This is a genomic window from Bacillus mesophilum (assembly GCF_008923265.1).
GTDB classification, from domain to species: Bacteria; Bacillota; Bacilli; order Bacillales; family Cytobacillaceae; genus Cytobacillus; species Cytobacillus mesophilum.
The window spans coordinates 553,733-578,732 of sequence record NZ_WBOT01000003.1 but is presented as its reverse complement, the minus strand read 5'-3'; the positions used below and the strand labels follow the sequence as shown (position 1 = coordinate 578,732).

Sequence of the window (25,000 nt, the reverse complement as noted above, 5' to 3'; positions counted from 1 at the left end):
GTTACGCTTCTTGCCCAACTGTTTCGTCTTCGATGCCAAGTTCCTTTTTAATCCAGTCATATCCTTCTGCCTCTAAACGCTGTGCCAGCTCAGGGCCACCGGATTTTACAATGCGGCCTTGCATCATTACGTGTACATGGTCAGGCGTAATGTAGTTAAGAAGACGCTGATAGTGAGTAATAATTAAGCAGCCAAACTCTTCGCCGCGCATTTCATTGATTCCTTTTGAAACAACCTTTAATGCATCGATATCTAATCCAGAATCAATTTCATCAAGGATTGCAATTTTTGGTTCAAGCATCATTAATTGAAGGATTTCGTTACGTTTTTTCTCTCCGCCAGAGAACCCTTCATTTAGGTAACGCTGAGCCATGTCAACGTCCATTTCTAGGAATTCCATTTTGCTATCCATTTGACGGATAAACTTCATTAATGAAATTTCATTGCCTTCCTCACGGCGGCTGTTCATAGCAGAACGCAAGAAGTCAGCATTTGTTACACCGCTAATCTCGCTTGGATATTGCATAGCAAGGAATAGACCTGCTTGAGCGCGCTCATCTACTTCCATTTCTAACACATCTTCCCCATCCATTACGATGCTGCCAGATGTAACTTCATATTTCGGGTGACCCATAATCGCAGAGGATAATGTTGATTTCCCTGTTCCGTTTGGTCCCATGATTGCGTGAATCTCTCCGCCTTTAACTTCAAGATTAACACCTTTTAATATCTCTTTGCCTTCAATTTCAACATGAAGGTCTTTAATTGTTAAAGTTGATGCTGCCATAATAATACCTCCGTCAATTATGAAAGATTTGTATAAATCGGCTTTGCCGCAAACCTCTTAGTTTAATTCTCATTTTATTCTCATTACAATCTTATAACAAATGAAAAGTGATATCAACTCTTTCAGAACATTCGTCTATGGAATAAGAGAATATGTCTAATTATAGAGTTTTTTTTCGTCTTTTTAAACTTTTTAGTATATGTAGGTTCTAAAGTTATTCTCTCCTTTCTGAAAGGCTCAAATTCAGTATGAAATCCTATTTAACTATTTTCTGCGACTAACTTGGATTGTATGTGAAGATAGCCTGAAATAAAGATCGTGAAATACTTAATTTTGTTTCCTTTATGATCACTGCAAAAGAAAAACCAGCTCATTACAGCTGAGCCGGTTTCTTCCTATATATATAACATTAAGAATGTACTTTTCTTTCTAAATCTGCAACCATACGCTGGCTTTCTACATATTCCTTTTGCCGCTTTTCTTCAACTTCCATTCGCACATCATGCTTTTGGCTGTAAACCTCATATCCGACTCCATGGGCTCCACGCATGGCCTTTTCCATTTCACTCGTATAATTTAGGTTTAGCTGGTTAATAACGAACCATTCCTTTCAAATTTCCGCAGTGCGGATTATTTACTATAAAATCGTATCATTGACTGTATACCCGACACAATAACTGTAAAACCTGATATATCGTGAAATATGACGCTGGTTCAGTCTGAAGGACACTTGAAGGAGTCAGTTCGGTTAATTGCTGGAGTTTAATCCGGTTTAAAGCATGGTTCTAAATGGCTGTGATTTTATAGGTTAGATAACTTGGTGATGGTGGGCCAGAAGTCGGAGAATCCTTTTATTTTAGCCAATATTGCTACATTGCTGAGGAATATGCCTGCGTTTTTTGCTGAAACCGCTGCTTTGCTGGATGTAAAGAGAGGTTGAAGCTATAATTTCCGCGGTTATTTTGATTTATCCGCTGTAAAATCGGATATAATCGCCGTAAAATGGGAGTTATCCGCCAAAAAGAGCAACTTATCCGCCAAACACAAATGGTACCAGCCGCCGCAGCCGAAAAACTCAAGACAAATAAAAAAAGCTCCTGCAAACACAGGAGCTTTTAAACTATTATTCAGATACAGGTACAACTGCACCTTCATATTTTTCAAGAATGAAATCTTGAATTTCTTGAGAGTGAAGAACTTCTACTAATGCTTTGATTGCTTCGCTTTCTTCATCACCACTGCGAACAGCGATTACGTTCACGTATGGAGATTCTTTGTCTTCGATTGCAATAGAATCTTCAATTGGATTTAATCCAGCATCAATTGCATAGTTAGAGTTAATTAGAACTGCGTCACCTTCGCCATTGTTGTAAATTTGCGGAAGAAGGGATGCTTCATATTCAGTATCAAACTCTAGGTTCTTGCTGTTTTCTTCAATATCTTCGATTGTTGCTGCTGTTTTTTCAACGCCTTCTTTAAGCGTGATTAATCCTTGCTGTTCTAATAATGAAAGGATACGGCCATGGTCAGCAACAGAGTTACTCATAATAATTGTTGCACCATCAGGAAGTTCATCTAAGCTCTCATATTTTTGAGAGTATACACCAATTGGCTCAATGTGAATTCCGCCAGCGTTTACGAAATCATACCCATGCTCAGCCTTTTGAGACTCAAGATAAGGGATGTGCTGGAAGTAGTTAGCATCAATATCTTCGGACTCTAATGCCTGGTTTGGTAAAATATAATCTTGGAATGTAGTAATGTCTAGTTCAAAGCCTTTCTCTTCAAGCAGCGGCTTCACTTCTTCTAAGATTTCAGCGTGTGGAACGTTTGAAGCACCGACTTTAAGTGTTGTTGTTTCTGCTTCTTCTCCGCCGCCTGCATTGTCTCCTTCAGTACCTTCATCTGAAGTGCCGCAAGCAGAAATAATTAGTGCTACTGTTAAGGCTGCTAAGATTGATAACCATTTTTTCATTTTTTTCTCTCCTATCGTTTGTCTAATTTTGATGTTATAAAATCACCAATGAATTGGATGATAAATACAATAATTAATATAATAATCGTTGCTACCAGCGTTACGTCAAAACGGCTGCGCTGAAACCCTTCCAGATAAGCAAGGTTTCCAAGTCCGCCTGCTCCAATTACACCAGCCATAGCTGTATAACCTACTAACGCAATGGCAGTAACGGTAATACCAGAAACTAATGCTGGCATTGATTCAGGAAGAAGCACTTTCCAGATAATCGTGCTAGTTTTAGCACCCATTGATTTAGCCGCTTCAATAACCCCTTTATCAATTTCCCTCAATCCTATTTCAACCATTCGTGCATAAAATGGCGCTGCTCCGATAATAAGAGCCGGCAATGCAGCGTTTTGACCAATCATTGTACCTAAAATTAGCTTGGTAAAAGGAATCAATAATACAATTAAAATGATAAATGGAATAGATCTAAAAATATTGACGAATGCACTGATAACTTTATTAACAGGAGCATTAGCCCAAATATTTCCTTTGGCTGATAAAAAGAGCAGCAATCCTAAAATAATACCCAGGACAAAGGTTGCAAAAACCGATATAGCTGTCATATATAATGTTTCTAATGTAGCTTCCCACATTTTATCCCATTGGACATTTGGAATGAGTGAATTAAGCATTAGAAATCACCTCCACTCCAACATTCTGGGAATGGATATAGTCGATTGCCTTAGCAATTTCCGTCTGTTCCCCATCTAGATGAATAAATAATGTTCCATAAGAACCCTTTTGTGTTTGTGATATTTTCCCTTGCAGAATATTAACTGTAACCGAGTAATGACGAATTAAATTCGTAATAAGCGGCTGTTCTGCAGCCTCACCAACAAAACCGAGCTGAATGACTTGCCCCTGTGGATAAAGGTCGAGTAAATGCTGAACGGTTTCCTTCGTCTCTTCCGGTTCGGTCACCTGCTGTACAAATCTCTTTGTGATTGGTGCAGCTGGATTTTTAAATACTTCTAGAACAGGTCCTTCTTCAACAATTTGACCATTCTCCATCACAGCTACACGATGGCAGATTTTGCGAATAACATGCATTTCATGAGTAATCAATACAATGGTTAAGCCAAGGCGTTCATTAATATCAACAAGCAGTTCAAGTATTGAGTCTGTTGTCTGTGGATCTAACGCAGATGTTGCCTCATCACACAGCAGCACCTTAGGATTATTCGCCAGTGCTCTTGCAATGCCAACCCTTTGTTTTTGCCCTCCGCTCAGCTGGGAAGGATATGCATCCTCTCTCCCCTCTAAACCAACAAGACGGATGAGTTCATCCACTCTCTTAATTCTTTCCTGCTTCGAAACGCCTGCAATCTCCAGTGGAAAGGCAATATTCTCTCTAACATTTCTGGACCATAGCAGATTAAAGTGCTGGAAAATCATACTAATCTCTTGTCTGGCCTTTCTTAAGTCACTGCCTTTAATACGTGAAACTTCGTTGTTGGCAACGACTACACTGCCTTCAGTAGGAATTTCCAATCCATTTAGCATACGGATTAACGTACTTTTCCCCGCTCCACTGTAGCCAATCACTCCAAAAATTTCGCCTTCTTTAATTTCAAGGTTCACTTGATCAACCGCGTTGACCTTCCCTTTTTTCGTTGCAAATATTTTCTTTGCATTTTTTATAGAAATCACTTGTTGTTTCACCCTCTCATTCCTGACATTGCCTATACAATAGCTTTTGATTGGACCATGCCTTTCATTCTCCTCAATTCCAGAAAACACATAAAAATATCTTTGTAACCAGTCAAGATTTCAATTCTTGAAAACTAGTAAAAAAATAAAATAAAAATGCCTTCCTGTTATGAGCAGAAAGGCATTAAAAATAAGTCCTTTCTCTCATCTATCAAAGCCATAAGCTTTGAGTGAATTGGCACCATTTCATTTTCATGACGGTTGCCGGGCTTCATAGGGCACTTCCCTCCACCTCTCTTGATAAGAGCTAAACATCTATATTCAATTCACTTACATTCATTTATAAATTACGAATGCTATCGTATCACGGTCATGATAAGGGTGTCAACTAAAAAAGTGAATCCCAAGATATTTTATACTTCCTCTGGTAACACTTTGTTTAAGCTTTAGCGGCAAGTGCTGTGATTCCTGTTGCGGTCTCAATTGCCTGTTCTAAATCCTCAATTAAATCTTCTGCATTTTCAATTCCGACAGATATTCGGATTAAATCTTCAGGAACTCCCGCAATTTTTAAAGCCTCATCATCCAGCTGCTGATGAGTTGTGCTTGCAGGATGGATAATTAAGCTTTTTGCATCCCCTACATTGGCAACATGTGCCCAAAGATTAAGATTATTGATTAAAGCAGCACCAGCTTCTCTTCCTCCTTTAATGCCAAAAACAACAACGGCCCCTGCACCTTTTGGAAGATATTTATCTGCTAAAGCCTTGTCAGCATGATCTTCATCTCCAGGGTATAAGAGCCAATTAATAGCAGGATGGCTCTTGAGATAGCTGATAATTTTCTTTGTATTTGCCACATGCTCCTTCATGCGCACATGTAAAGTTTCAATTCCTAAAGCGAATTGGAATGCATTTTGCGGACTTAAAGCAGGACCAAGATCACGCAGCAGCTGAACACGTGCTTTTGTAATATACGCAGCCTCACCAAGCGCCTCACTGTAAACTAAGTTATGATAGCTTGGATCCGGTTCAGTAAAGCCTGGGAATTTCGGTGAATTCCAGTCAAACTTGCCGCCATCTACAATAATGCCTCCCATTGTTGTTCCGTTGCCAAGAAGCCATTTGGTGGCAGAGTGGATCACGATATCGGCCCCAAATTCAATTGGCCTGCACAGATAAGGAGTAGGAAATGTATTATCAATAATTAGCGGTATGCCATTTTCATGAGCAATAGCAGCTACTGCTTCAATATCCAGCACTTTTAAGCTGGGGTTACCAATTGTTTCTGCAAATATCGCTTTTGTTTTATTCGTAATTGCCTCTCTGAAAGCTTCTGGATCTTGCGGATCAACAAACTTTACATTTATCCCATATTTAGGCAAGGTTACTGCGAACAAATTATAGGTGCCTCCATATAAGTTAGATGCGGCGACAATTTCGTCTCCGGCACCAGCAATATTTAGTATGGATAAAGTAATCGCAGCCTGACCACTTGAAACAGCCAGTGCGCCAATGCCACCTTCAAGCAGTGCTACTCTTTCCTCGAACACACTTACAGTCGGATTATGTATCCGTGTATAAATATAACCTGGTTCCTTTAGTCCAAAAAGGTTTGCAGCATGGTCAGTACTTTTGAATTGATAAGCATTATTTTGATAAATTGGAACTGCCCGAGCACCGGTTACTGGATCTGGCGCTAATCCTCCATGAATACCCAATGTTTCAAAACGATAATTTTTTTTCCTTTCAGTCATGTCGATCTCTCCTTTTAATTGGTTTTCGCTTGAGTATCATCATGCTGCATTCGCTCCATACGATTATCGTAACAGCGAAAGACCCTCTTCAAGAAGAAGAGGGTCTGGAATTCACAACTCTTCTTATCTTTCAGAGCATCTGCTCTGCTGGAATTAGCACCGTGTAATTAACCGGTTGCCGGGTTTCGTAGGGCCAGTCCCTCCACCTCTCTTGATAAGAATATTCAATTTTCATATTTGTTTGAAATTTTAACATATAGGAAAAAACCAGTCAACAAAAAAACCATTAATTTTTTCCAAGATATAAAATTGTTTCTAATAAAAGAATACTGCGAAAAGGGCCTTTTATTTGGATTGGCTGCTCTTTCATCAGTTGGCGCAGCTTTATTTTTTTCTGAAAAAGATGAGTCAAAGTTGTTTTAGGGCCATAAATCTCCATCTCACATTCTATAGGAGAAATAACGTCAGCCCTCCCGTCTTCAATCCGTAAATATAGGTGTTCAGCCTCGCTATGAAAATGCACCGTCAGCCTGCGATTCTGCAATACTTGAAAGACATGCTGTTTTTGCTCTAATTCTTGTATAAAGGATTTAGCCAGCTGTTCCATTAGAGTACACCTCAAAATTCTATAGTCTATATAAGCTTTATTCCGTGGAACTGATTCTTTATCCTGCATATTTTTTTCAACAAATTAACCAAAAAAAAGACAACGACCGCTTCTATTACGGTATTGTCTAGGATTATTTCCTGAGAAATATGTCAGTTGAAAGCAGGCTATGCTGTCATTTGTGCGATTTTTTTAGGATTATAGCGTTTAAAGACAATGAGGAAATAAAGTGAACCTATTAAATATAAGATAGCCGTAATCGTGAAAACTGCAGCGTACCCCCAATAAGAACCATACATCATCACAATACCCGTTGATACAGGTCCCATTACTGCCCATCCTAAATTAAAGACCATCTGGTTCACAGAGCTGGCAAATCCTTTCATTGAATCGTCAACTTTTGACATCATCAGTGACATTTGTATAGGATTTCCCGCATTCATTAATGCCTGCCGGAAAAGAAACCCAATCGCTGCAAGCCAAAGCTGTTCTGTATAAGCGGTTAAAAGCAGAAATGGCAGTGACGATAGCTGCAAAATAACGACCGCTTTCACTTCACCAAATTTCTGAACTACTTTAGGTCCGATAATCATGGCTACTGCAGTCATTGCCTGCCCAAGTGAGATGATCATCCCGACTGCTGAGTTTGAAGCGGCAAAACGATCAGAAAAATATAGATTTAAATAAGGTATAACTAATCCTGCGCCGACACCAATAATTAATTGCGCTACTGCAAACAGAACGACAATCTTCAAACTGTCTTTTCTTGCCAACAAGGCAGCCTTTGCAGAATCAGACTTAGATTTATCAATGGAATTCGTTACCTTCCGGCTTTCCTGGAACTTTATAATTGGGAAGATTCCTATGAGAAAAATAACACCGCCGAGCATCAGCGTAACTCGTATTCCATTCAACTGAGACATAAACAATGAAAAGAAATCAGTTAGTAATCCGCCACTGAGGTTACCAATGACATTTGCCCCTGTCATAATGGCAAAGTGAATGCTGAATAAGTGCACCCTCTGTTCTGCTCGAGAGTTTTCAGCGAGCCAAGGGATACTTGAGACTTGTAAAAAAGCTGATGTCAGTCCTGTTGCAAAAGCAGCAGATAATAACATTGCCGGTCCTTCCGCCAAGCTGCGGATGATCAAGACGGCTCCCGTTGCGATTGCACCGTAAAGCATAATATTTTTTCTTCCAAACCGATCACTTAATAAACCTGCTGGAATAAGGATGATTGCAGTTGCAAGTGATGTCATTGAAATCACTTGCCCATTCATTCCATCCGAATAGCCTAATTCACGAATATAAAAATTGTAAATAACCATAAAAATACCTAAACCAATTTGTGTGAAAATATTGGCTAGAAAGGCACGCCGGATATTTTGATTATATCCTTTAATTTGGTGAACCCACTCTTTATAGAACATGCTCTTATCGCCTCAAGACTTCTTTAGAAATTTTGTTGATATTTCGCATCCCTAAATATAATATTCTTAAAAGAGGCAATTGTAAATATATTTCAATGACAAAACGATACATTTACTAAAAAACAACATTCACTTCATGTTCATGTTGTTTTTATAGGAAGGAGTTTTTGGCTAAGAGGCAGGATTCCTGGCTTTTCCTTCTCTTCATCTATACTATGTTGGCTGGCGGGCAGAATTCTTTTTTCATTACTGATATCAATCTGAACAGCCTGCTTAATAAACCAACAACTTTTCATGCTATGAAATTTGGAAACAAAGAAAAAGCCGGGAATTAGCTCCCAGCCCTTTCTTTTATACTGCAGACATTTTTTCCAATAAATAAGGAACTGAATGAAAGGCATATATTTTTTCAGTTATTTCACCATTATGAACAATCAACAGACATGGGACACTTTCAACATTCCACTTCTCCGCAAGTGTCGGCATATAGTTTAGATTTGCCTTTCTTATTGCAGATTCTGGTAATAACTCATTTACCACAGTAAGCATCTTGCCAGCCATTTGACATGTGCCGCACATGGGTGTGTACAAATAAATAAATCCTGAAAAATCATTCTTCAATGCACTTTCAATTTCTTGCTGTGACCATTCAAGCATAATACTCAACCTCTATCTAAATACTCTGTGTAAACATCAATATTAGCACCTAAAAGAACTGTCGCCAAGTGATGCACTGGTGCTGTAGCAACCTCTCTGTACATTTTGTCAATATAAAGATGAGCAGCCTCTGGCATTTCCCGCTTAAACTGCTTTCTCAGTTTTTCACCCGCATCATCGGCATCTACCAGTATATATACATCCTTATCAAATAACTCATCAATCAGTTCATCCAGTTTTGTAACGCTAATGGTGCCATTCGTGCAGATAATCTCAACGGGTTCTCGAATAATGTCCTTCACTTTCCTTTTGTCAGATGTGCCTTCCACAATAATAACCTTTTCAGAATTGTAATCAAACATATTCATCACCTTGGAGTAGTAGGATTATATTGCCGCCCTAATTTGTATATTTTATGTACTATATTCACTATTCTATACAAATGTGTAATTTTCCTTTTATAAGGCACGGAGAAACTCTGGTTGTTTTTTAAAGGTTTCCTATTAAAACAGTAAAAAGTCATATTATAAAAGCCAGCCCTTTAAAAAGGCTGGCTTTACCATATATTAGTCTTCTTTAACCATTTCATCATATTGCTCAGAATCCATAAGGCTGTCAACTTCACTAGCATCTGACAACTCTACTACTACCATCCAAGCATTTTCATATGGAGATTCATTTACGAATTCTGGATTGTCGCTTAATTCTTCGTTTACTTCGACAACTTTACCGCTAACTGGTGCATATAATTCAGAAACTGTTTTAACAGATTCCACACTGCCGAAAGGTTCGTTGACTTTTAATTCGTCGCCAACTTCTGGAAGCTCAACAAATACGATGTCACCAAGTTCAGATTGTGCAAAGTCTGTTATTCCAATACGGACTTTCTCTCCCTCTGTTTTAACCCATTCATGCTCTTTTGAATATCGTAATTCTTTTGGTGCACTCATTACAATCCCTCCATTTGTATGTGTATCTATGATCTACAGAAAAGTGTAAGCGCCTTGCTCAGCCCCGACAAGCTTAAGGCGAGCCAGACAGAAGGTCGTTCTTTGACCTTTTGACTGGATTGACTTAAGACCTCGAGGGGCTAGGCGCTGGAACTAGACACTCAGAAAAGTGTAAGCGCCTCGCTCAGCCCCGACAAGCTTAAGGCGAGATGGCTAGAAGGTTGCACTTTAACCTTCTGGACAGATTGACTTAAGACCTCGAGGGGCTAGGCGCTGGAACTAGACACTTAGAAAAGTGTAAGCGCCTTGCTCAGCTGCTAGACACTATTCAAAATTGATCTCGTTCTGAAATTAAGCCAGTATAAGCTTTTATAGCTTTCTCGTTACGTAAGTCTTTGGTTAAGCGAGCCACGTTTTTGCATACTCATCTTCTTTAAAACCAACCGTTACCTTTGAACCGTCAGTTAGAATTGGCCTCTTTATAAGCATTCCGTCTGAAGCCAAGATATCTAAAAGCTCATCCTCAGATGCGGTTTTAACTTTATCCTTTAAGCCAAGCTCACGGTATTTCATTCCGCTTGTATTAAAGAATTTTTTTAGCTCTAATCCGCTTTTTTGATAAAGCTCTGCAAGCTCATCGCGAGAAGGCCGATTTTCGGCAATATGTATTGCTTCGTAAGTAATTTGATGCTCATCAAGCCATTTTTTTGCATTACGGCATGTACCGCATTTAGGGTACCAATAAAATGTATGCGCCATAGTTTTCACCATCCAATCTTAACATATCCTTGCTAGTGTTAAAACTATTATCTTCAAAAGAATAGTATCATATATGGCCTATTTTTCATAAAAAAATTTGCTGATTAGCAAGCCTTTTAGAGAAACAGGCTCAGTTGTACTGATACTTTGTTCTAAATTAGCTGCTGCGTCGGTTCATCTTCTGTGCAGCTGATTTACTCTTTTAAAGTATAACAAATACAACTGATATTTTACTAACTCACAATCAGTTCTCCTGGTCTCAGGAAATGAGCACTATTTATCTGAATAAGTATAGTTGGACATGTTCATCAGTATGAGTTTCATAGAAAAAGCTCCCTCCGTATCGAAGGGAGCATATTTCTTAAACCACGTAGCGTTCAGTGTCGATAATTTTCTCCGATGCTTCTCGTTTCTTAGCGATTACGTTAATAGGTGTATGACGAGTGAATTTCCTTAGTGCTGACAGCATCATGCGCAGGCCATCGCCTGTTTCAACTGCTACAAGTGTCTCTTTTGCAATTTGCTCTATTTCATTAAACGCTTCCTGACAGAAGATTTGCGTATAAAGGAGTTTTTGGTTGTTTTTCTCTGCCCCTGTTGCCGCAATGGCTTTTTCCGTACGCAGAACAACCGATTCCATTGCATAAGCATTGGATACGATATCAGCAACATTTACTAGAATTTCTTGCTCTTTTTCTAATGCTTTGCCATATTTCTGTGCCGCTAAGCCAGCTGCCAGGAGGCCAATTTTCTTTGCATTTTTCACTAGATACTTTTCCTGCGCAAGAGGTTCGTCACCTGGTTCTTCTGGCATCAGCATCATTAATTCTTCTTGAAGCGCTTGTGCTTTCTCGAATAATGGCAACTCGCCTTTGAAGGCTTTACGCAAATAAGTGCCAGGAACTAACAGCCGGTTTATCTCATTTGTTCCTTCAAAGATGCGGTTGATTCTTGAATCACGATAAATTCTTTCAATTTCATATTCAGCCATAAATCCATAGCCGCCATGAAGCTGAACACCTTCATCAGCTACATAATCGAGTACTTCAGTTGCGAAAAACTTATTTAAAGAGCATTCAATTGCATATTCAGCAATCGATTTCGCTACTTCTTTGCCATCCTTTACTTCTTCTTCTGACAATCTGCTCATACGGTCTTCAAACAAACCTACTGTTCGATAAACAGAGCTTTCTGCCGCATACATTTTGGAAGCCATTGTGCCAAGCTTCTCTTTTGTTAAGTTAAATTGGGAAATAGGCGTTTTAAACTGCTGGCGCTGATTTGTATATTCTACCGTTACCTCAAATGCCCGCTTAGATGCTCCAACAGCTCCTACACCTAATTTATAACGGCCGATATTTAAAATATTAAACGCAATGATATGACCTTTTCCATATTCACCGAGCAGGTTTTCTTTCGGCACAAGCGCATCCTCTAGGATTAATGTTCGCGTAGATGAACTCTTAATCCCCATTTTCTTTTCTTCTGGTCCAACAGACACACCTTCATATTCTCTCTCGACAATAAAGGCAGAAAAGTGCTCTCCATCAATTTTGGCATATACAACAAACACATCTGCAAAACCAGCGTTTGTGATCCACTGTTTTTCACCATTTAACACATAATGAGTGCCTTCTTCGTTAAGTTTAGCCGTTGTTCTTGCTCCCAATGCGTCTGATCCAGAGCCTGGCTCAGTTAAAGCATAGGCAGCGAGCTTTTCTCCAGTTGCGAGTGGAGGAAGGTATTTCTGTTTTTGCTCTTCATTTCCAAATAGCACGATTGGCAATGAGCCAATTCCAACATGTGCTCCGTGAGAAATGGAGAATCCTCCGGCACGGGACATTTTTTCAGCAATTAAAGCAGAGCTGATTTTATCTAGACCAAGGCCGCCGTATTCTTCAGGCACATCTGCTCCAAGCAGTCCAAGTTCTCCCGCTTGTTTTAATAGTTTGACAGAGCGATCGAATTCATGATTTTCAAGATGCTCGACTTCTGGAAGCACCTCATTGATCACGTACTCCTCTGTGGTTTTGGCAATCATAATTTGTTCGTCTGTATAGTCCTCTGGTGTAAACACATTTTCATATGAGACATCTTCAATTAAAAAGCTTCCGCCTTTGATTGCTTTTTCAGTTTGGTTTGACATTGTTATCCTCCGTTCAGCTTCTGTTTTTTAAAATATATTAAACAAAAAATGTATATATACTGCTAAATCATTTGTCCTTAAATTAATTCAAACACGCCCGCTGCGCCCATTCCTCCGCCAATACACATGGTGACAACACCAAATTGCTGATTGCGCCGTTTCATCTCATGTATTAAAGAGAGCGTTAATTTGGTTCCTGTGCAGCCTAGCGGATGGCCAAGCGCAATGGCACCACCATTGACGTTAACCTTCTCCTCATCCAATCCAAGCTCACGAATGATCTGAATTGACTGTGAAGCAAATGCTTCGTTCAGTTCAAACAGGCCGATATCACTTAACTCTAATCCAGCAAGCTTTAAAGCTTTTGGAATCGCTACAATTGGACCTATCCCCATTACTTCTGGCGGAACTCCTCCAACTGCAAAACTTCTAAACTTCACCATTGGCGATAGTCCTAACCCCTCAGCCTTTTCGCGGTCCATTACCATCACAGCCGCCGCTCCATCACTTGTTTGAGACGAGTTTCCTGCTGTAACTGTTCCTTTTATCGAAAAGGCTGGCCGAAGTTTTGCCAGTGTTGAGACCGTAGACTCAGCACGGACTCCCTCATCTTGAGTAAATTGAAACTGTTTTTCTATTAACTTATGATCATCTCCAACAGTCCGTCTGGTTACATCTACTGGAACAATTTCATCATTAAATCTTCCCTCTTGAAGAGCTTTTGCTGCTCTTTGGTGACTGCGAACAGCAAAGGCATCCTGGTCTTCACGGGAAATACCGTATTTATTTGCTACTTCTTCTGCTGTATGTCCCATGCTCATATAATATTCAGGTGCATTTTCTGCCAATTTCACATTGGGGCGAACCACATGTCCCATCATCGGCACTAAGCTCATCGATTCAGCACCGCCTGCAATAATGGCATCTGCATTTCCAAGCATAATTTTTTCGGCTGCATATGCAATTGATTGTAGCCCTGATGAACAATAACGATTAATCGTTATAGCTGGAACCGTATGCGGCAATCCCGCTAATGCTCCTATATTTCTTGCCATGTTCATTCCTTGTTCTGCTTCCGGCATCGCACAGCCTATGATCAGATCGTCTATGTTTCCTTCATAATTGCCGGCACGTTTTAGTGTTTCTTTTACAACAAGTGCACCGAGATCATCCGGTCTCACGGCAGCAAGGCTTCCTTTTTTCGCCCTTCCTACCGGTGTCCTTGCACCAGCAACAATAACAGCTTCTCTCATGCTATTCCCTCACTTTCATCTGTTTTGAATCTATGAAACTTCTTATTAATTACGAAGCGGTTTGCCTTTTAAAAGCATATGCTGCATACGCTGCTGAGATTTCGGTTCAGCTACAAGGCTTAGAAAAGCTTCTCGTTCTAAATCCAGCAAGTATTGCTCATCAACCTCTGTTCCGTATGGCACCTTGCCGCCAGCAAGTACAAAAGCCAGCTTGTTGGCAATCTTTAAATCATGCTCTGAAATATATCCTGAACGAACCATTGATTGAGCACCTAAAAGGAGAGTGGCGTAGCCTGTTTCCCCTACGACTGGGACTTTTCTGCGAACTGGAGCTGTATACCCTTTCGCATGAAGGGAAATGACAGCCTGTTTGGCATCATAAAGCAAATGATCTCCATTCACACTGATCCCGTCAGCACTATTTAAGAAGTTATTTTCTCTTGCTTCCTCACCAGACGTTGAAACTTTAGCCATGGCAATCGTCTCAAATACTCGATTGGCAACCTGCTGAAGATCAAAGTCGACGCCTTTAGGCATGCTGCTTAAGTGTTTGATATAAAGCTCTTTATTACCCCCTCCACCAGGGATCAGGCCCACACCCGCTTCAACAAGTCCCATGTAAGTCTCATTAGAAGCCTGAATATGTGCAGCAGGCAGACAAACCTCTGCACCTCCTCCTAATGTCATCGCAAATGGAGCTGCGACCACAGGCTTTGAACTATATTTAATTTTCATCATGGCATTCTGAAAGTGTCTTACAACCATATCCAGTTCATAGATATTGTCATCTTGGGCTTCCATTAGAATCATGCCGAGATTAGCACCAACACAGAAATTCTTTCCTTGGTTGCCGATTACAAGTCCTTTGTAATTCTTTTCAACCTCATCTACAGCAAAGTTGATCATTTGCAGAATATCAAGTCCAATGGCATTGCTTTGCGAATGGAATTCCAGCAAGGCAACTCCATCTCCAAGGTCAATAAGGCTGGCACCAGTATTCTTTTTAATAACGCCATTTTTCTTTTTCAAACGTTTTAAGCTGATAACCTTTTCGTTCTCTGCCACAGGCTTATACTCGCCATGATGATAAAAGTAAAGATCTCCATCTTCCTCTTTATAGAAGGAAGTAAATCCTTTTGCGAGCATGTCCGTTACCCAAGCTGGAACGTCTATGTTTGAATCGTTCATTTTCTGTACAGCTCTCTCAACTCCAAGGGCATCCCATGCTTCAAACGGACCTAATTCCCAGCCAAATCCCCATTTCATAGCAGAATCAATTGCTTGTAAATCATCAGCAATCTCACCATACAATTGGGCAGAATATGAGAAAACAGGGCTTAATATATTCCAAAGTAGCTGACCGGCACGATCATCAGCATATACAAGCGCTTTCATTTTATTCACTGTTCCTTTTTGCTGCTTGCTCATTTCGACTGCTGCAGTTTTTAATCTTTGACGCGGGATGTATTCCAATGTTTCTGGATTCAATTCGAGTATGTCTTTTCCTTGCTTCACATAAAAACCTTGACCAGACTTACTTCCGTACCAGCCGTTGTCCAGCATCTTTTGTATAAAACCTGGTATTTCAAATACTTTTTTCTCCGCACCTTCTACTTGATCGTATACATTTTTGGCAACATGGGCGAATGTATCTAAACCTACCACATCAAGTGTTCTGAACGTAGCACTTTTGGGCCTGCCAATGAGCGGACCGGTGACAGAATCGACTTCCCCTACGCTATATCCGCCTTCTAACATTTGCTGAACTGTTACAAGCAAACCGTACGTACCAATACGATTGGCAATAAAGTTAGGCGTATCTTTCGCTTCAACAACCCCTTTTCCTAATACATCCTCGCCAAATTTCTTCATAAAGGAAAGAACTTCAGAATCTGTTTTAGACGTCGGTATCACTTCAAGAAGCTTTAAATAACGTGGAGGGTTGAAAAAATGTGTACCCAGAAAATGCTTTTTAAAATCTTCTGAACGTCCCTCTGCCATTTTCTCAACAGAAATGCCAGAAGTATTGGAGCTTATAATACTGCCTTGTTTTCGATGTGTGTCAACTAAATCAAAGACTTGCTTTTTAATGGCCAAATTCTCTACAACTACCTCAATAATCCAATCAACTTCTCCTAAGCGTTCCATATCATCTTCGAAGTTACCTGCTTCAATCAAAGCGATATTGGCTTTAGAGGTAAAAGGTGCTGGTTTTTGTTTCAACAGCTTTTGTCTTCCTGTTTCACTAATACGATTGCGGACTACACGGTCTTCTAGCTTCAGCCCTTTAGCACTCTCTTCTTCAGTTAATTCTTTTGGTGCAATATCAAGTAATAAAGTCGGAATCCCGATATTTGCAAGATGAGCTGCAATACCAGATCCCATTACTCCTGAGCCAAGTACAGCTGCTTTTTTAATGTGCTGAATCAACTTTACGTCCCCCTTGCTCTTTTTTGAATGAACAATCATTCATTTTTACTCTAAAAAAAAGATCACTGAATGTGTTCTGTTAATTATTATAATAAAATATTTGCAATATTTAAGCAATCATAAATGGCTGAAAAATGAAAAAAGTTATAAACAAGTATATTCATTTTAAAAATGAAGCACTTTAGAACGGGTAAGGTTACAAAAGAAGTTAGAGCATTCCTGCTCTAATATGGAGGTGAAAAAACATGGCAAAAAGAAAGAAGAATCCTTCAAAGGCAGGAGTAAGCGCTGCGAGTGTTAAAGGAGATGCAGGTCCTACTGTCGAAGCGGACGGCGGCGGCAAGGTCAATAGCCAAAATAACCAATACAAGAAATAGGATAAAATAGGTTACTGTTACTCATAATGACAAAAAGTCTCTGCTTGAATATCTAATGCATTTTTACTGCTTTACTAGCAGATGATTTTTTTATGTCAGGCTGTTTAAACGCTTGCTCTTATAAGAAAGAGCACCGAAGATAACCGAATCTGCTAAAGAGATCGGTGAAGCGAGCGTTTTAGGCAGCCTGTAACAGCATCATTTATTTATACTACTTGTGAAGCAGGTGAATCCCCATTTTTCTTCCAGCAGATTTATTTTTATGTGGAAATGGGTTTGCCGGATACTCAGCCATCCTTCTCATATAATAACCAAACCAATCCTCTCCAAATGGAACATATAGGCGAACTTTATATCCTTCACGGCAAAGCTCAAGCTGCCGATCTGCTTTCACACCATAAAGCAGCTGAAACTCAAACTGACTATATGGAATCTGATATTTGGACACAAGCTGCTTGGTATATTCAATAATGGCATCATCATGTGTGGCAATAGCCGTATAATGTCCATTCCGCAAATGTATTTCTATTATTTTTTTAAAGTTGTCATCAATTGCTTGTTTTTCTGAAAATGCGGCTTCTGGCGATTCTTTATATGCTCCTTTCACTAATCTCAGACTAGGCGAATATGGTTTTAATACATGCAGATCTTCTATTGTTCTATATAAATATGCTTGAAGGACTGTGCCAATATCTTTATAGCTTAATTTAAGTAATGTAAAGATCTCCAATGTCTGGTCGCAGCGCAATGAATCTTCCATATCAATCGTAACAAAGATATTTTGCTGTTCTGCCGCATCTAAAATTCGTTTCATATTTCTAAGCGCAAGATCATTTGAAATATCCAGACCCAATGATGTTAACTTGACAGAAATTTCTGCATCCAGTGATTCTTGTCCCAATGTTTCAATTAACCTCACCAAATGATTGGCAGTTGCGTTTGCTTCAGCTTCGTTGTCAACAAATTCCCCAAGGCAATCAACGGTAACAGATAATCCCTTTCCATCTAACCTTTTTATTACTTCAACCGCTTCTGGTATACTCTTGCCTGCTATGTATCGCGAGGCTCCGAAACGAAAACCGTATTTTTTAGCAACAATGGTTAGTCTTTTATTTTTTGATAAAAACAGAAAAATGTTTCTTAATACCGTCATTTCTCACTCCTCCTCAAATGTCATAGATTTGATTAGACATCTTTTTAAAAAACATATAGGAAAATCATATATAGTTGAAAACTCCTTATAGTTTGATAAAAACATTGGTCTGTCAAAGCTGAAGCATTCGGAGGGATTTGTCTATGAATTCGCTGATGCTCAAGGCAAAAGAGAAAATGAATCAGCGAAAAAGGACGTGTGCAGGCAGCCTGACCATTTATATTTTAACATCATTTAAATATTCTGAAAATAATTATGTGAAAAATATGTCGAATTGTTATTCCTGCATAATTATAAACCTATGTGGAATCATAAACGCGAACAAAACTTCTTTCGTGTTGGAGGGATTATTTATGCAGCAGCAAAATGTGGGAACTGAGTATGGGCAAGGAATCATGCAGCAGCCCCCTCAAATCATATCTTCAAAGGATTCTTTATATTTAACTGATATGCTTTCATGGAACTTACTGGCAATGAAAAAAGCTCATTTCTATGCTACACAATGCCAGGATCAAGAAATAAAGGCAGCTATGGAACGATGCGGACAAATGCATCAGCAGCATTATGAGCGGATCCTTGGTCATTTGAATCAGCAAAATCAACAATCTACTGCCATGCAGTAGTAATTGGGAGGAATTATGATGAATCAGAATCAGCAAAAGGTACAAAATCCAGAGACACAAATTCCTAAAACTCCGCAAATGAATGATCGTGATTTCACAAGTGACTTACTTACAATGGAAAAATACATGACAGATTCTTATAGCACTTTCTTAAATGAAGCAAGCCACCAAGCTCTTTATCAGGATGTATTAAACATTTTTACTGACACACAAAATGAACAGCGTAATCTCTATAACTTAATGTTTCAAAAAGGATGGTACAAGCTTGAAGCAGCAGAACCTCAAAAGCTGCAGCAATCTTACCAGCAATTCCAAGGATACTCCAGCCAATTTCCTTATGGAAATGGCGGAAACACACTACAGTAAACATCTTTCAGCCGTATCATTGGTGGTACGGCTTTATTTATTGGATGGAAATGAAATACTGTACGGTTTGTTAAGCTGTATCTGAGTGCTGCATTTGGATAATTGCCCATCTCTAGATTTTCTTCCAACTTGGGAGTTATACTTTTGTTCCTTCGAAGATGCCCCCTTACCACGTAATCGCCCGCTTTTCTATTCCTTGCTTACCTTATGTTCTTCGTTAAGCTGTTTAATTTCTTCAATGACATTTTTAATCGATTCCTTGCCATCCGGGTAAGTTGCATTCCAATGTTTAACGAGAGGCGGCATTGATTTTGCTATAAAGGAATATAGGATCCAAGCTTTTACTTTGTTCTGATTTTCTATACTTGTATCGCCAATTAACAGTTCTGTATATTTCTCCAGCAACCCATCTAATTGTTCTTTCAACTGATCTTCCATTTATATACCCCCTAAATGACTCTGATAATCATTTTCATTTATCAGTTGACACCTGGATATGTTTGTATTATGATAAACCCATAAATGAAAATGATTTTCATTTACAGTGTAATTGAAGCTGTATGGCTCGTCAACAGCTTCAATAGACAGACAACAATTACACCATGTTTGCAACTCCCTTACCCCCCTCTTTCGTAAAGGAGTTTCATATCACAAAGAAATCCGTTGAATAACGGATTTCTTTTTTTGTTTATTTACTCCTTTTTCGCACCATCTTTTTTATTAATGCCTATCTGAACTATTAAAAAAATCATTCATAAGTTTTCCAGTTTCGGTAAGAATAAACCTATGCCAAAACATATGGTGATCATTGATGAAAGATTGGTTCAAAAAACACTTCTCTAAAAATCAAGATAAGCAAAACTGGGAAACATCGCTGCGCAAGTCTGCCGATTTTAAGAAAAATTATTATATGAATCAAAAGAATGGAATGAAGTTTTGTTTTGTATTTATGACTTCATTAGTAGATGAGCAGATCATTCAGAAAGATGCACTCCCTTCATTATTAGAAGATAAATTTAATACGGTTCAGGATATAAAAGAAATTGTTCCAGTAGCAGATATCGAGATCAGTGATGACTTCTCACAAATTGAACAAAAGCTATTTAATGGCTATGTCATGGTTATGACGGAAAGACAGCCAGATTGCTTTGCCTTCATAGCAGCCCAAAAAGAGATTGTCCGGAGCCTCACTCAACCTGAAATTGAATTCTCCGTTATCGGTCCAAAAGAAGCATTTGTTGAGTCATTGGGGCAAAATTTAAACTTAATTCGTAAACGGCTTCCCATAAAAGAATTAATTTGTGAAGAGGTTACACTTGGGAGTATGTCTAAAACACGTGTTGCAATTTTGTATGTAGATGGTCTTACAAATGTCGATAACGTTAATACCGTAAGGCAGCGGCTTCAAGACGTGGAAATGGACGTAATAGTTGATAGCTCCTATATCGTTCAACTAATTGCCGATAATTCCAATTCTCCGTTTCCTCAAATGCTTGATACAGAAAGACCTGACCGAGTTGCTGCTATTTTAGGTGAGGGAAAAATCGCCATCATTGTGGACGGCTCTCCGCACGTGCTGATCACCCCTACTACTTTGGTCGAATTCTTTTCTGCCTTTGAAGATTATTTTCTTAATTGGATACTGGCATCATTCTTCCGTTTAGTAAGGGTTTTTGCCGTCCTTTTCTCTATTTTAGCGACACCTGTTTATGTAGCAGCACTTACATATCATCATGAATTAATTCCGAAAGATTTACTGGCAACGCTGGTTACATCAAGGCGTGAAATTCCGCTGCCGCCTGTTCTTGAAGCACTTTTTCTAGAGCTGACCATTGAATTACTCAGAGAAGCAGGGGCCAGACTGCCGACAAAGGTTGGCCAGACAATCGGTATCGTAGGCGGGATCGTTATTGGAACAGCGTCCGTAGAAGCGGGAATAACAAGTAATGTACTGCTAATTATTGTAGCCTTAGCTGCTCTTGCTTCGTTTACAACACCCGTTTATAAAATAGGTAATACAATCAGAGTTTTGCGCTTTCCATTTATATTACTAGCAAGTATATGGGGATTAGTTGGCGTCGTATTTACATTTTGTTTCTTATTAACACACTTGCTTCGCCTTACATCTCTAGGCAGACCATTTTTAGAGCCGCTCTTCCCGCCAAGATCCAGGGATTTCAAAGATGCTGTCATCAGACTTCACTTCAACAAACTGACAACAAGACCAGGATTCCTAATGACCGAAAAACCCATCCGATTCAGCAAAAACAAAGCAAAACAAATAAAAGATATAGATGAATAGAAAAGCGGAGGGCGCTTGCTCAGGGGCGACAAGCTTAAGGCAAGATGGCATAAAGGTCGTTTTTTGACCTTTAGGACAGATTGACTTAAGACCTCGAGCCCCTAGCGCCCGGAGCTGGACAATAGAAAAGCGGAAGCGGCTTGCTCAGCCCCGACAAGCTTAAGGCGAAACAGACTAAAGGTCGTTCTTTGACCTTTTGGATGGGTCGACTTAAGACCTCGAGGGGCTAGCCGCTGGAGCTGGACATATAGAAATGCGGAAGCTCCCCGCTCATAAAAGTAACAAGCTAAACACTCCATTCCTATGTGACAATTTCAACAAAGAGGTGAAAACAGATGGCAAGTCAGCCAGTTCCAGAAAGGTTGCAAATATCTCCATTCCTTGTATTTTATTTGGTCATGTCCATGCAGGTTGGAATTGGTGTGCTTGGTTTTCAGCGAATTATTGCTAATTATGCTGGTTATGATGGATGGATATCAATTATTATCGCCGGGTTTGTCATTCATGGAGTGATGTGGGCCATTTACAAAATAGCTGAGACTGTTGATGGCGATATTGTAACCGCTCATGAATACTTTGCCGGCAGATTTCTGGGACGGATTTTAAGCAGTGTTTTTATCCTTTATTTTATGCTGTATATGCTGACAGTGATGAGAACCTACATTGAAGTTATTCAAACGTGGATTTTTCCTGAGATGGGAACATTTTGGTATGCTTTAGGATTTTTAATTCTTTGTGTTTATATTGTTTCAGGCGGCTTTCGAACAGTCACTGGGGTAGCCTTCTTTGGACTCGTGCTGCCCGCTTATCTTGTGCTGACATTTGGCTTTACCTTTAAGTTCTCAGATTTCACTTCACTTCTGCCGGTATGGGACCATTCCATTAAAGATATCGTCATGGGATCCTATGCTATGTCCTTATCTTATATTGGGTTTGAAATTGTATTGTTTATTTATCCCTTTATTAAGAATCCGGGACAGTCGAAAAAATGGGCGCATTTAGCTATTTTAACGACGACCCTTCTCTACGTCGTTCTGGCCATAATGACTTTCGGCTATTTTTCAGAAGGGCAGCTTCAAAAGAATATATGGGCCACTCTTTCTATTTGGCAGATCACAAGATTTCCATTTGTTGAGCGTTTTGAATACATCGGCATTGCCAACTGGAACTTAATCATCCTGCCAAATATATGCATCTCACTATGGGCTGCCTCCCGAATTTTGAAGAGGCTCTTTCATGTACAGCAGAGAAAAGGGATTTTATTTATAGCTGGAATTATAGTAATACTATGCTCCCTTTTTCAGACACGCTCTTCCATCAATATACTTAATGACTATACTGGAAAAATAGGTTTTTTCATAAATTTTATTTATTTACCCATGTTACTTGCAGCCGTTAAGATTGCTAAGAAGGTGAAAAAGCAATGAAAATAATAAGAGTGTTCCTTTTTTGTGCTCCTTTGCTGCTTTTAGCAGGCTGTGTCGAGCCTGAAATTATCGATGATGTAAACATTATTGTTGGAGCAGGCTTTGACAAGGTAGAAGAGGATCTTTTTATTGGCACGTATCTGGTTCAAGATTATCTGCCCGATCAATCGATAAAAAATATTACCTATATATCAGAATCTACTTTAAGAAGAAGTGTCTTGTCAGATGCCCAAAAACAGTCCTCTGAACCACTCGTAACAGGCGGCATCCGGATCGTCGTTTTTGAAGAGAAGTTCGCGGAAAATGGCATTATTGATTTTATTGATGCTTTTCAGCGAGATGCTACAGTAGGGTCAAGAATTTTTCTGACAACCTCAAGAGGCAGCGCCCAGGAATTGTTAAAAGGGGAATATGGCTCAAGAGGCAACGGCAATTACTTATATAATTTATTATCACATAATATTAATGATCGTGATATTCCAGAATCGAACCTGCACCTTTTTCTCCATGATTTTTATCAGGAAGGAAAAGATGTTTATTTGCCGCAGCTCAACCAAAAAAGCAAAAAACAAGTTGAAATCTCAGGAATGACCATCTTTAAGGATGATTCTGCAGTTGATTTTATTGAAAAGGATGATATGTTTTATTTTAAATTATTAGTAGACAAATACAGCAGCGGATACTTCAATGTTGATTTATCAAAAGATAATGAAGCATCTGTTCATAGTATTAGCTCTAAACATCATTTCAAGATAGATGATCGCGATCGGGATAAATTGACCATGCATATTGATGTAAAAGGTATTGTTAAAGAATTCACTGGTGATAAGCTCACTGAACAAATTGTGAAGGAAATTGAAAACGCAGTGCAGAAGAAAATTGAAAATGAATGCAGCCAGCTTGTTCAAAGATTTCAGGAAAAAGGCACGGATCCGATTGGTATCGGGAAATACTATCGGACACAGACGAGAGGTTTTGACCTGAAAAAGTTTAAAGATAATTATACTAATCTCGATATCCGCATAGAAGCAGATGTGACAATTGAAGAAACAGGCGTAGTAGATTAAAAAGAGCGGCCTATATGCCGCTCTTTTTAATCTGTATTAGAAAACATATATTTCTTATAATGGTAACGGATCGAGAATATAAGGCCCATTGCGAGCATATTGCCCATTAGAGAACTTCCGCCATAGCTAATGAATGGAAGCGGAATACCTGTGATCGGCAGCACTCCAATGGTCATGCCGATATTTTGAAAGACATGAAAGGTGATCATACTAATGACACCCACGCAGATGTACGTATAAAACTTATTCTTGGTTTCCATTCCAATTTTTGTCAAGTGATATATAAGCAAGAAGAATAAGCTTATAACAACACTTGCTCCAATAAACCCAAATTCTTCTCCAATAATACTAAAAATAAAATCGGTATGACTCTCAGGCAAATAGACTTCTCTCGTACCATAGCCTTTTCCAGTTGTTTCACCTGAACCGATGGCCAGAAGTGAACGTGTCAGCTGGAACCCTGTCGAACTTTGATAATTATAAGGATCAATCCAAGAATAGATCCTGCCGAATTGATATTCTTTCACACCTAAGTACTTTTCTAATATTTCTGGATGCCAAAGTACAAAGTAAAAAATTGTCCCTACAAGAGTTACACCTGTTCCAAAAATAGGGAGAAGCAGTTTCCACGTAATACCTGAGATAAATATCAAACCAAGCATTATAGCTATAAGAACCAGGGCTGTTCCCAGGTCAGGCTGCATCATGACAAGAAGAAGTGGTGCTGCAGTAATTCCTATAATCTTAATCAGCAGCCAAAGATCTGTTGATATGGTCTTGACGATGTTTTTTTGATGATGGTGCTCAATTATTTTTGCCAGCATCACGATTAGAAAAACTTTTACAAGCTCTGCCGGCTGAATAGAACCTAAGCCTGGAAGTACATACCATGCCTTAGCACCATTAATAACCGGCGCAATGGAAGCAGGAGCAACTATTAAAAAGCCGAGCAGCGCAAGCCCCAGGCCGTATGTATACCAAGAAATTTTTTGCAATTGATCAGAATCAAGTGTAATTACTGCCGCAATGATGCATGTACCAACGACGTACCAGACAATTTGCTTCAGCAGGAAATTTTCTAAATATTGACCTGTTGTCTGGGCACTGTAAATAGACACACAAGAAACAATAAATAAAAGCATTAATATAAGAACAAGGCTAAAATCCAGCCTAGAGGGTGTATTTCTATTAGAAGTCATGTTGATTCTCCTTTAAACCAAATACAATCTGCACAATT

Annotated in this window: 24 protein-coding genes and 2 riboswitches; of the genes, 6 read left to right on the top strand and 18 right to left on the bottom strand. The window is 39.2% G+C overall.

Annotated features, from left to right (window positions below; translation table 11 throughout):
* Position 1: 1 nt before the first annotated feature.
* From sufC to F7732_RS12355, 15 genes are all read right to left on the bottom strand, one after another.
* Positions 2-787, bottom strand: coding sequence for a Fe-S cluster assembly ATPase SufC (sufC, locus tag F7732_RS12420; protein ID WP_151574274.1), 786 nt, complete (start codon positions 785-787; stop codon positions 2-4).
* A gap of 409 nt (positions 788-1,196) precedes the next feature.
* On the bottom strand, positions 1,197-1,337 hold the full coding sequence (locus tag F7732_RS22860; protein WP_192913029.1) for a YuzK family famiily protein: 141 nt from the start codon (positions 1,335-1,337) through the stop codon (positions 1,197-1,199).
* Between the two features lie 573 nt (positions 1,338-1,910).
* On the bottom strand, positions 1,911-2,762 hold the full coding sequence (locus F7732_RS12415; protein ID WP_151574272.1) for a MetQ/NlpA family ABC transporter substrate-binding protein: 852 nt from the start codon (positions 2,760-2,762) through the stop codon (positions 1,911-1,913).
* 11 nt (positions 2,763-2,773) lie between these two features.
* Entirely contained in the window at positions 2,774-3,442 is a 669-nt protein-coding gene (locus tag F7732_RS12410; protein ID WP_151574270.1) for a methionine ABC transporter permease, read from the bottom strand.
* Positions 3,435-4,460: a methionine ABC transporter ATP-binding protein gene (locus F7732_RS12405; protein ID WP_151574269.1), complete on the bottom strand. Its 1,026-nt coding sequence runs from the start codon at positions 4,458-4,460 to the stop codon at positions 3,435-3,437. Before F7732_RS12405 ends, F7732_RS12410 begins: the two co-directional genes overlap by 8 nt.
* 201 nt (positions 4,461-4,661) lie before the next feature.
* Positions 4,662-4,767, bottom strand: a riboswitch (SAM riboswitch).
* 132 nt (positions 4,768-4,899) lie between these two features.
* On the bottom strand, positions 4,900-6,216 hold the full coding sequence (locus F7732_RS12400) for an O-acetylhomoserine aminocarboxypropyltransferase/cysteine synthase family protein (protein WP_151574267.1): 1,317 nt from the start codon (positions 6,214-6,216) through the stop codon (positions 4,900-4,902).
* A gap of 120 nt (positions 6,217-6,336) precedes the next feature.
* Positions 6,337-6,437, bottom strand: a riboswitch (SAM riboswitch).
* A 65-nt stretch (positions 6,438-6,502) separates the two neighbouring features.
* Positions 6,503-6,823: an SCP2 sterol-binding domain-containing protein gene (locus F7732_RS12395; protein ID WP_161598877.1), complete on the bottom strand. Its 321-nt coding sequence runs from the start codon at positions 6,821-6,823 to the stop codon at positions 6,503-6,505.
* A 167-nt stretch (positions 6,824-6,990) separates the two neighbouring features.
* The gene (locus F7732_RS12390) at positions 6,991-8,253 is read right to left on the bottom strand and encodes an MFS transporter (RefSeq protein WP_151574263.1); all 1,263 of its coding nucleotides are present in this window, start codon (positions 8,251-8,253) and stop codon (positions 6,991-6,993) included.
* Positions 8,254-8,604: 351 nt separating this feature from the next.
* Positions 8,605-8,910, bottom strand: a complete 306-nt coding sequence (locus tag F7732_RS12385; protein WP_151574261.1) for a thioredoxin family protein — start codon at positions 8,908-8,910, stop codon at positions 8,605-8,607.
* A 5-nt stretch (positions 8,911-8,915) separates the two neighbouring features.
* Positions 8,916-9,272 carry a toprim domain-containing protein gene (locus F7732_RS12380; protein WP_151574259.1) on the bottom strand — a complete coding sequence of 119 codons (357 nt, stop codon included), beginning with the start codon at positions 9,270-9,272 and terminating at the stop codon, positions 8,916-8,918.
* Positions 9,273-9,476: 204 nt separating this feature from the next.
* Positions 9,477-9,860, bottom strand: a complete 384-nt coding sequence (gene gcvH / locus F7732_RS12375; RefSeq protein WP_066442756.1) for a glycine cleavage system protein GcvH — start codon at positions 9,858-9,860, stop codon at positions 9,477-9,479.
* A gap of 399 nt (positions 9,861-10,259) precedes the next feature.
* A complete protein-coding gene (locus F7732_RS12370) occupies positions 10,260-10,619 on the bottom strand; it encodes an arsenate reductase family protein (RefSeq protein WP_151574257.1) in 360 nt (119 codons plus the stop codon).
* 361 nt (positions 10,620-10,980) lie between these two features.
* Positions 10,981-12,765 (bottom strand): acyl-CoA dehydrogenase family protein, encoded by a 1,785-nt coding sequence (locus F7732_RS12365; RefSeq protein ID WP_151574255.1) that lies wholly within the window; start codon positions 12,763-12,765, stop codon positions 10,981-10,983.
* Between the two features lie 77 nt (positions 12,766-12,842).
* Positions 12,843-14,018 (bottom strand): acetyl-CoA C-acetyltransferase, encoded by a 1,176-nt coding sequence (locus F7732_RS12360; protein ID WP_151574253.1) that lies wholly within the window; start codon positions 14,016-14,018, stop codon positions 12,843-12,845.
* Between the two features lie 45 nt (positions 14,019-14,063).
* Positions 14,064-16,445: a 3-hydroxyacyl-CoA dehydrogenase/enoyl-CoA hydratase family protein gene (locus F7732_RS12355; protein WP_192913027.1), complete on the bottom strand. Its 2,382-nt coding sequence runs from the start codon at positions 16,443-16,445 to the stop codon at positions 14,064-14,066.
* 248 nt (positions 16,446-16,693) lie between these two features.
* Between F7732_RS12355 and F7732_RS12350 the strand changes: the two genes are divergently transcribed.
* Positions 16,694-16,825 carry a YuzL family protein gene (locus F7732_RS12350; protein WP_151574249.1) on the top strand — a complete coding sequence of 44 codons (132 nt, stop codon included), beginning with the start codon at positions 16,694-16,696 and terminating at the stop codon, positions 16,823-16,825.
* Between the two features lie 211 nt (positions 16,826-17,036).
* Here F7732_RS12350 and F7732_RS12345 read toward each other — a convergent pair whose 3' ends face one another.
* Positions 17,037-17,978: a proline dehydrogenase family protein gene (locus tag F7732_RS12345; RefSeq protein ID WP_151574247.1), complete on the bottom strand. Its 942-nt coding sequence runs from the start codon at positions 17,976-17,978 to the stop codon at positions 17,037-17,039.
* Positions 17,979-18,331: 353 nt separating this feature from the next.
* Here F7732_RS12345 and F7732_RS12340 point away from each other — a divergent pair, with 353 nt between their 5' ends.
* Entirely contained in the window at positions 18,332-18,601 is a 270-nt protein-coding gene (locus F7732_RS12340) for a hypothetical protein (protein ID WP_151574245.1), read from the top strand.
* Between the two features lie 18 nt (positions 18,602-18,619).
* Positions 18,620-18,967, top strand: a complete 348-nt coding sequence (locus tag F7732_RS12335) for a spore coat protein (RefSeq protein WP_066442749.1) — start codon at positions 18,620-18,622, stop codon at positions 18,965-18,967.
* Between the two features lie 189 nt (positions 18,968-19,156).
* Here F7732_RS12335 and F7732_RS12330 read toward each other — a convergent pair whose 3' ends face one another.
* On the bottom strand, positions 19,157-19,405 hold the full coding sequence (locus tag F7732_RS12330; protein WP_151574243.1) for a YusU family protein: 249 nt from the start codon (positions 19,403-19,405) through the stop codon (positions 19,157-19,159).
* A gap of 373 nt (positions 19,406-19,778) precedes the next feature.
* Here F7732_RS12330 and F7732_RS12325 point away from each other — a divergent pair, with 373 nt between their 5' ends.
* The 3 genes from F7732_RS12325 (at position 19,779) to F7732_RS12315 (ending at position 23,763) form a co-directional block, all read left to right on the top strand.
* The gene (locus F7732_RS12325) at positions 19,779-21,269 is read left to right on the top strand and encodes a spore germination protein (protein WP_151574241.1); all 1,491 of its coding nucleotides are present in this window, start codon (positions 19,779-19,781) and stop codon (positions 21,267-21,269) included.
* A 335-nt stretch (positions 21,270-21,604) separates the two neighbouring features.
* Positions 21,605-22,696 (top strand): GerAB/ArcD/ProY family transporter, encoded by a 1,092-nt coding sequence (locus F7732_RS12320; protein WP_151574239.1) that lies wholly within the window; start codon positions 21,605-21,607, stop codon positions 22,694-22,696.
* A complete protein-coding gene (locus F7732_RS12315; RefSeq protein WP_151574237.1) occupies positions 22,693-23,763 on the top strand; it encodes a Ger(x)C family spore germination protein in 1,071 nt (356 codons plus the stop codon). The genes F7732_RS12320 and F7732_RS12315 overlap by 4 nt, the downstream gene beginning before the upstream one ends.
* A 26-nt stretch (positions 23,764-23,789) precedes the next feature.
* Here the strand turns inward: F7732_RS12315 and F7732_RS12310 are convergent, their stop codons facing one another.
* Positions 23,790-24,962, bottom strand: a complete 1,173-nt coding sequence (locus F7732_RS12310; RefSeq protein ID WP_151574235.1) for an FtsW/RodA/SpoVE family cell cycle protein — start codon at positions 24,960-24,962, stop codon at positions 23,790-23,792.
* Positions 24,963-25,000: the final 38 nt, after the last annotated feature.

Bases quoted from the DNA above. Each gene is read 5' to 3' on its own strand.
- sufC (WP_151574274.1), bottom strand. From the start codon at position 787: ATGGCAGCATCAACTTTAACAATTAAAGACCTTCATGTTGAAATTGAA.
- F7732_RS22860 (WP_192913029.1), bottom strand. From the start codon at position 1,337: ATGCGTGGAGCCCATGGAGTCGGATATGAGGTTTACAGCCAAAAGCAT.
- F7732_RS12415 (WP_151574272.1), bottom strand. From the start codon at position 2,762: ATGAAAAAATGGTTATCAATCTTAGCAGCCTTAACAGTAGCACTAATT.
- F7732_RS12410 (WP_151574270.1), bottom strand. From the start codon at position 3,442: ATGCTTAATTCACTCATTCCAAATGTCCAATGGGATAAAATGTGGGAA.
- F7732_RS12400 (WP_151574267.1), bottom strand. From the start codon at position 6,216: ATGACTGAAAGGAAAAAAAATTATCGTTTTGAAACATTGGGTATTCAT.
- F7732_RS12395 (WP_161598877.1), bottom strand. From the start codon at position 6,823: ATGGAACAGCTGGCTAAATCCTTTATACAAGAATTAGAGCAAAAACAG.
- F7732_RS12390 (WP_151574263.1), bottom strand. From the start codon at position 8,253: ATGTTCTATAAAGAGTGGGTTCACCAAATTAAAGGATATAATCAAAAT.
- F7732_RS12385 (WP_151574261.1), bottom strand. From the start codon at position 8,910: ATGCTTGAATGGTCACAGCAAGAAATTGAAAGTGCATTGAAGAATGAT.
- F7732_RS12380 (WP_151574259.1), bottom strand. From the start codon at position 9,272: ATGTTTGATTACAATTCTGAAAAGGTTATTATTGTGGAAGGCACATCT.
- gcvH (WP_066442756.1), bottom strand. From the start codon at position 9,860: ATGAGTGCACCAAAAGAATTACGATATTCAAAAGAGCATGAATGGGTT.
- F7732_RS12370 (WP_151574257.1), bottom strand. From the start codon at position 10,619: ATGGCGCATACATTTTATTGGTACCCTAAATGCGGTACATGCCGTAAT.
- F7732_RS12365 (WP_151574255.1), bottom strand. From the start codon at position 12,765: ATGTCAAACCAAACTGAAAAAGCAATCAAAGGCGGAAGCTTTTTAATT.
- F7732_RS12360 (WP_151574253.1), bottom strand. From the start codon at position 14,018: ATGAGAGAAGCTGTTATTGTTGCTGGTGCAAGGACACCGGTAGGAAGG.
- F7732_RS12350 (WP_151574249.1), top strand. From the start codon at position 16,694: ATGGCAAAAAGAAAGAAGAATCCTTCAAAGGCAGGAGTAAGCGCTGCG.
- F7732_RS12345 (WP_151574247.1), bottom strand. From the start codon at position 17,978: ATGACGGTATTAAGAAACATTTTTCTGTTTTTATCAAAAAATAAAAGA.
- F7732_RS12340 (WP_151574245.1), top strand. From the start codon at position 18,332: ATGCAGCAGCAAAATGTGGGAACTGAGTATGGGCAAGGAATCATGCAG.
- F7732_RS12335 (WP_066442749.1), top strand. From the start codon at position 18,620: ATGAATCAGAATCAGCAAAAGGTACAAAATCCAGAGACACAAATTCCT.
- F7732_RS12330 (WP_151574243.1), bottom strand. From the start codon at position 19,405: ATGGAAGATCAGTTGAAAGAACAATTAGATGGGTTGCTGGAGAAATAT.
- F7732_RS12325 (WP_151574241.1), top strand. From the start codon at position 19,779: ATGAAAGATTGGTTCAAAAAACACTTCTCTAAAAATCAAGATAAGCAA.
- F7732_RS12320 (WP_151574239.1), top strand. From the start codon at position 21,605: ATGGCAAGTCAGCCAGTTCCAGAAAGGTTGCAAATATCTCCATTCCTT.
- F7732_RS12315 (WP_151574237.1), top strand. From the start codon at position 22,693: ATGAAAATAATAAGAGTGTTCCTTTTTTGTGCTCCTTTGCTGCTTTTA.
- F7732_RS12310 (WP_151574235.1), bottom strand. From the start codon at position 24,962: ATGACTTCTAATAGAAATACACCCTCTAGGCTGGATTTTAGCCTTGTT.